The 6,711-nt window shown below is 47.6% G+C and carries 7 protein-coding genes; all 7 read left to right on the top strand.

Translation table 11 applies throughout. From position 1 onward, the window contains the following. Window positions 1-583 precede the first annotated feature (583 nt). The 7 genes from ACTNC0_RS13155 (at window position 584) to ACTNC0_RS13125 (ending at window position 6,677) form a co-directional block, all read left to right on the top strand. A complete protein-coding gene (locus ACTNC0_RS13155; RefSeq protein WP_441087720.1) occupies window positions 584-1,540 on the top strand; it encodes a recombinase family protein in 957 nt (318 codons plus the stop codon). A gap of 41 nt (window positions 1,541-1,581) precedes the next feature. Continuing rightward, entirely contained in the window at window positions 1,582-2,823 is a 1,242-nt protein-coding gene (locus ACTNC0_RS13150; protein ID WP_441087719.1) for a recombinase family protein, read from the top strand. 294 nt (window positions 2,824-3,117) lie between these two features. Next, window positions 3,118-3,714, top strand: a complete 597-nt coding sequence (locus ACTNC0_RS13145) for a TetR/AcrR family transcriptional regulator (protein ID WP_441061853.1) — start codon at window positions 3,118-3,120, stop codon at window positions 3,712-3,714. 144 nt (window positions 3,715-3,858) lie between these two features. Beyond that, window positions 3,859-4,353, top strand: coding sequence for a hypothetical protein (locus ACTNC0_RS13140; protein WP_441038265.1), 495 nt, complete (start codon window positions 3,859-3,861; stop codon window positions 4,351-4,353). Between the two features lie 75 nt (window positions 4,354-4,428). Then, complete coding sequence (locus tag ACTNC0_RS13135) at window positions 4,429-4,575, top strand: hypothetical protein (protein ID WP_441033182.1); 147 nt, start codon at window positions 4,429-4,431, stop codon at window positions 4,573-4,575. 128 nt (window positions 4,576-4,703) lie between these two features. Continuing rightward, the gene (locus ACTNC0_RS13130; protein WP_427806836.1) at window positions 4,704-5,471 is read left to right on the top strand and encodes an EFR1 family ferrodoxin; all 768 of its coding nucleotides are present in this window, start codon (window positions 4,704-4,706) and stop codon (window positions 5,469-5,471) included. Window positions 5,472-5,849: 378 nt separating this feature from the next. Then, window positions 5,850-6,677 carry an alpha/beta fold hydrolase gene (locus tag ACTNC0_RS13125; RefSeq protein WP_441087718.1) on the top strand — a complete coding sequence of 276 codons (828 nt, stop codon included), beginning with the start codon at window positions 5,850-5,852 and terminating at the stop codon, window positions 6,675-6,677. The last annotated feature ends 34 nt before the right edge of the window (window positions 6,678-6,711 follow it).

Genomic DNA, 6,711 nt, shown 5'->3' with positions numbered 1-6,711 from the left:
AATCGCATTTTTTCACTGAAATCAAGGGATTTTTACCATCTTCATTACCTTTTCTGATACAAACGAGAGTTAATTATCATGGAAGTTCACAAACAGCGAGATTTCGGGTGGTTAGGTTTATTAATTTGTTGCTTATTATTCATTATATTTGTTTTCATTTGGTAACGAGTTTATGGAAAAGCCAGTGCTTTAGAATGGTCGGTATAGTGGCGTGAGTATTTTATCCAACAGAATCAAGTGCGGATGCTGCGGAGGATGCAAGAAAAATACCGTCCGATATTCGGCACATTATTCTCCAATATAGACTTGATACAGTGCGGTTATTACGGGAATATGTCACTGTGAAAGGAGGCGGTTTCATGCCAAGAATCAGACAAATCACACCGGGTGTGACGCAGCTCAAGCGTAAGATGCGAGTTGCTGCGTATGCCCGTGTCTCCGAGGATTGTGAGGTGCTGCTGCATTCCCTGTCAGCGAAAGTCGGAGCATTTCAGAGAATATCAAATGGGCTACCAGAAAGCGGTTTGAGCAAGGTATCCCAAACGGTCACAAAGCACCCTACGGCTATGAATGGGACGGAGAGATGTTCCGCATCATCCCCGAACAGGGCGAGGTGGTGAAGGAAATCTACAGAAGGTACCTTGCCGGGGAATCAGCCTATGGCATTGCAAAGACCCTTGCAGAGCGAGGCGTGACCGGGCAGATGGGAATGCCGATCGAGCAGACAACCATCAAGGAGATACTTTCAAGCCAGTCCTACACCGGAACGATGGTCCTTCAGAAGAACTTCTTCACCGAAGGTCACATCCGCAGAAAGAACAAAGGTGAACTTCCCATGTACCTGGTGGATGAGATGTTCGAGCCTTTGGTCTCGGAGGAAGATTACCAGAAGGCATTGGAAATCCGGCAGCAGAGAGCGGAGCAGTTTCCGAACAATCAGGACAACCTTACAGCCTTCTCCGGCAAAGTGAAGTGTGGATACTGCGGATGCGGTGTCAGCCGGAGAACCAGCGGAGACAGAAAGCGGTGGGTCTGCAACACCAGAGAGTGGAAAGGTATGAAGCAATGCGAGTGCCGACCAATTTGGGAGACGGAACTCACAGCGGCCGCTGAGACAGTGCTGGGCGGTGCCTTTGATGAGAGTTGTTATTCAAAGGAAATACAGCAAGTGACCCTTTATTCTGACCGCATTAAGTTTTCCCTGCTGAACGGGAACAGGAAATCCATCATCCGGCAGTTTAGCGGATGCCGGGGACAGAATGCTTTCACCAATAAGGTCTGGTGCGGGTCCTGTGGATGCAAATGCGAAAGGGACAATTATGGGAAAAAGAAAACAAAGATTTGGTGCTGCTCCCAGCCGAGGACACAGTGCCAAATGAAACGTCTGCCGGAGAGTGAACTGCTTGAGGCGGCAGAAAGCCTTCTTGGTGAGAACTTCCAGGCGAGAGTATCCGCAGACATTGACCGGGTGGTCGTTTCCGACACTCAGGTAGATTTTGAATATAAGAATGGGACGGTAAAGACATGGCAAAGAAAGTAAGAAAAATACATGCTACCCTCAACCAGTTCACATCGGAGCCGGTGGCAGTCAGAAGGAAAAAGAAGGTAGCCGGATATGCACGAGTATCCACGGATCGTGAGGAACAGGCAACCAGCTACGAGGCGCAGATGACCTACTACAAGACCTACATTGAAGGTCATGAGGATTGGGAGTTTGTGGGGATGTATTCGGATGAGGGTATCACCGCCACGAACACCAAAAAGCGTGACGGATTCAATCAGATGGTGGAAGATGCCCTTGATGGTAAGATTGACCTCATCATTACCAAGTCGGTAAGCCGATTTGCACGAAACACGGTGGACAGCCTGACCACCATCCGAAAGCTGAAGGATAAAGGCATTGAGGTCTATTTCGAGAAGGAGAACATCTGGACGCTGGATGCCAAGGGCGAGTTGATGATAACCATCATGAGTTCCCTGGCACAGGAGGAAAGCCGGAGCATTTCTGAGAATACCACCTGGGGCATCAAGTCACCTTCTGGCAAGGACAGGTGGCACATCAGCACGGTGAAATCGATCCTTACCAACGAGAAGTACCGTGGGGATGCACTCCTCCAGAAACAGTACACCACGGACTTCCTGCAGAAGAAGAGAAAGACCAACAACGGCGAAATCCCTCAGTATTATGTGGAGGAACACCATGAAGCCATTATTCCCCCTGCCCAGTTTGATTTTGTGCAGGCAGAACTTGCCCGCCGGGAACAGAATGGTCGTTACAGCGGAGTGAGCATTTTCTCAAACAAAATCAAGTGTGGGTGCTGTGGTGGATGGTACGGTTCCAAGGTGTGGCATTCCACCGACAAGTACCGGAAGGTCATCTGCCGCTGCAATCGGAAGTACGGCAAAGACACCCCGCCCTGCAACACACCGCATTTGAGTGAGGAAGAAATCAAGAAGCTGTTCCTCAAGGCGCTGAATGCCCTGGTGGAGGCGAAAGAGGAAACAATAGAGAACCTGCAGGAGTTGATTGAAACGGTCTGCCAGATAGATTCCCTTGGCGCAGAGCAGGAACGGCTGAAACAGGAACTGAGAATTATCGCAGAGAACCTTGCGAACCTCATCCAGAAGAATGCAAGTGTAGCCCTGGATCAGACGGAGCAGGCAGAGAACGAAAAGAAGCTCCGCACCATTTATGGTGAAAAGCATAGCCGATTTCAGGAACTGGAGGCACTCATCCAGGAAAAGAATGACACGAAGGAGATACTCACGAACTTCATCACTAAGCTGGAAGATTTGACAGGAGAACAGACAGAGTTTCGCTGAGAACTGTGGGGCGGTTTGGCGGATCACATCCGCATTGATGAGAAAGGCAGCACGGTAGTCTTCCGGGGTGGGATTGAGATTACTATTTAATGAGATTACAATTTAATATGAAGAAACACGATTCGAAAGGGGCATCTGGCAGTTTTGCTGGATGCCTTTTTCTCGTATCGTTCATATTGAACAACAAGGATGAAAGATTGCTGTGATTCGTTTTCATGACATATTGATTTCCTAACGGATATTAGGTATAATATCCCTAACGACTATTAGGAATACAAAGATTGGAGAAACGAAATGAAAAAGATAAAAACAAAGGACAGAATACTTTTCGCAGCGCTTGATTTATTTTCTGAAAAGGGATATGACCAGACATCCATTGATTTAGTTGCAGAAGCTGTGGGAATAAAAGGTCCATCCATATACGCACATTATAAGGGAAAGGAAGATATTCTCGATTCCCTGATTGCTATGATGGAACATAAATATGACGAGAATTTCGGAAATAGCGCTCATTTGGATAAGATTCCGGAATCACTAGATGAATTCAAGGAAGATTGTCTGAGACGAGTTGGATTCACAATGAAGGATCCGCAGATACAAAAGGTCAGAAGATTTTGTACAAAGGAGCAGTATAGAAATGAAAAGATTGCGGCACTTACATCAAAGCACCAGCTGACCGGAAATCAGGAAATGTATGCTCTGATGTTAGAAAAAATGATGGAAAAGAATTTGATTCGCAGGTTTGATGCCAATCTGCTTGCTCTGGAAATCGTAGCACCGGTAACAGTGATGATAGAGATTGCAGACCGGGAGCCTGACAGGACGGACGAAATGTGGACGCAGATAGGTGTGCATCTGTCACATTTTGTTGAAATTTATGGGATGAAATAAGTTGATCGTACAAACCATCACCAGTGAACAGATGAATGACAGAAAATTACGGAATGTGTAAAAGCAAATATAGGCATTGTGCAGAGAAAATGAAAAGATATATTGCATTGTTATATTGGAACGCATTATAGGAGGTACAAAACAGTGAATTGGACGATTTATGGAATGGAATGTGTTGGGGCGCTGATCCTGTTCACCTGCATGATCATGATCCCGCTGTGCAAAAATCCGGTTTGGTGGATCCACGATTACCCCAAGGACATTCAGGAGAAATATTTTGAAACCCATGAGCGCATTCCCACCGAGGTGCTCAGTGCCCCGGTGTTCTTGAAAAAGGGCTTTGCAGTGTTGCTGGCTTTATCCATTCTGACGGCATTGGCGCTTGCGGCAGGAGCGACGGATTTCAAGACCGGCTTCCTGTACGCATACGGTCTATGGCTGCTGGTGGACTGGTACGACTGCTTTTTCCTGGACTGGGTGCTGTTTGCCAACGTCAAGCGCATCCGTTTGCCGGGAACGGAGCACATGGACAAGGCGTATCACCAGAAGAAGTATCATGTAGTGCGCTCGGTGATCGGCATGGCGCTTGGTCTCGTTCCCTGCTTGCTGTGCGCCCTGATTGTGGCGGTGCTGGGATAGAGAAAGAACAGGGCTTTCTGTTTGTCGGATGAGATTGGAGAAATAGCTTTGATGTTTTGTACGGGAGGTGACAATATGGGACAGATAGCAAATCGGATGTTAATTGAAGCCATTTTTAAGGCAAAGGAAAAGCTAAAAGAAAAAAGAAAAACGAAAATCGAAAACAGTCAGAAAATGATGGAAAACAGAAGAAATAGATTGTCAAAATCAAAGGAAAAATGATTGTGAATAAGCTGTGGAGTAGAAAGGAAACGTTTATTATGACACCACTTTATGCAATTTCAGCAGTATGTTTTTGGGTAACCGCACTGTAAAAAAGCAATTTCCCATTTAAGGAAGGAGATGCGTTCATGATTGGAATCTATTTTAGCGGAACTGGAAATACAAAACATTGTGTCGAAAAGTTAGTCAAACTGTTGGACGCGTCTGCTCAGAGTTTTCCGTTAGAACATACAGAGATGATTCAAATATTGACAAAGCATGACATCATTGTGCTGGGCTACCCGACGCAGTTTTCCAATGCCCCTATCATAGTGCGTGATTTTATTAAAAATCATTCTTCTCTATGGAATGGGAAAAAGGTCTTTTGCGTCAATACGATGGGGCTTTTCAGCGGTGATGGAACAGGATGTACGGCTCGAATTTTAAGAAAACGCGGGGCGACAATACTCGGCGGTTTGCAGATCAAAATGCCGGATTCCGTCTGCGACAGCAAACTGCTGAAGAAAACGCCAGAGGAAAACCGGGAGATCGTCCGTCAGGCCGACCAAAAGATAGAAGCTGCCGCACGGCAGATCAAGCAAGGAAACTACCCCCAGGACGGGCTGTCCTTCTTTTCCCACCTGAAGGGACTTTTTGGACAGCGGCTGTGGTTTTACGGCAAGACGGCGGGATACACAGACAAGCTGAAAATCAGCGAAAAATGCGTGGGCTGCGGGCTGTGCGTCTCTTTATGCCCCACGAAAAATCTCTCCCTGCGAGACGGGAAAGCCACCGCGGAAGACCGGTGTACCATGTGTTACCGCTGTATCAGCCGCTGCCCCCAAAAGGCCATCACGCTGCTCGGGGACGAGGTAATAGAGCAGTGCCGGTTTGAAAAATACGGCTCTGAGGAGTGAAAGTGCATGAGGGCGGAAAGCGGCTTATGGATAGAAAAATTGGGATGTCGATGCGTTTTCGGATGAGGGCAATGAAAAGCCGGTGTGTTTGCAATTTCAAGAGACGAGTGGCTCACCGGAGAATCAAAATTTGCGAGGATATGAAAATGGAGTATAGAACACTATCCGTGGATGAAGCAGAACAATTCTGGAGTTTGATGAACCAATTGGATTACTATATGGCAAGGGTAAGATAAATTCTCGTTTACACGACAATGACTTACGATATAAGCAGGTACAGAATAAAATGATAAATGCGCCCCGATGGGCAAGGAAGGAGTATATGAAAATGATCGTTTGGGAGAAAAGGATTGGTGCAAAAAGGGAGAGTGAGGAAGTATGAACGAGAAAACATATTCGACACCATTGGGCAAAATCCATTATTGGGTGAATCTGATTTCACCGGACGCAATAACGTTGGTGTTTCTGCCCGGTCTGACGGCGGATCACCGGTTGTTTGAGAAACAAATCGTGTATTTTGAGGGGAAATACAATGTCCTTGTGTGGGACGCCCCCGGCCACGCCGCCTCCTGGCCCTTTGCCTTTGCCTTCGATTTGATGGACAAGGCAAGGTGGCTGGACGGAATTCTGGAGCAGGAGGGGATCACAAAACCCGTTATCGTGGGGCAGTCTATGGGCGGCTATGTGGGACAGGCGTATGCGCAAACTTACCCCGAAAAGCTGAAGGGCTTTGTGTCCATCGACTCCGCGCCGCTGCAACGAAAGCATATGACAGAGCCGGAGCTTTGGCTGCTGAAACGAATGGAGCCAGTCTATCGCTACTATCCGTGGAAGGCCCTCTTAAAGTCCGGGACAAAGGGCGTCGCCCTGTCGGAATACGGAAGGAACCTGATGCGGGACCTGATGCTGGTGTATGACGGCGACCAGGAGCGCTACGCAAAGATTGCCGGTCACGGCTTCCGAATCCTTGCCGAGGCTGTGGAGCGGGATTTGCCCTATGAAATCAAATGCCCCGCCCTGCTCATCTGCGGCGAACAGGACAAGGCGGGATCTTGTGTTCGATACAACAAGGCGTGGCATAAAAATTCTGGCATACCGCTGGAATGGATCAAAGACGCCGGACACAACTCCAACACCGACCAGCCGGAAATCGTAAACCGGCTGATCGAACAGCTGGCTCAGCGGGCGAAGTGTCTGGAGGTTTGATTTTACGAAATCAGTGACTGAAAAGAGAAGGTGT

Origin of the sequence: Blautia sp. HCP3S3_B11, from assembly GCF_052064435.1 — a bacterium.
Lineage (GTDB): Bacteria > Bacillota > Clostridia > Lachnospirales > Lachnospiraceae > Blautia_A.
Note: the sequence above shows the minus strand (reverse complement) of the source record. Positions and strands in the feature narration are given on the sequence as shown.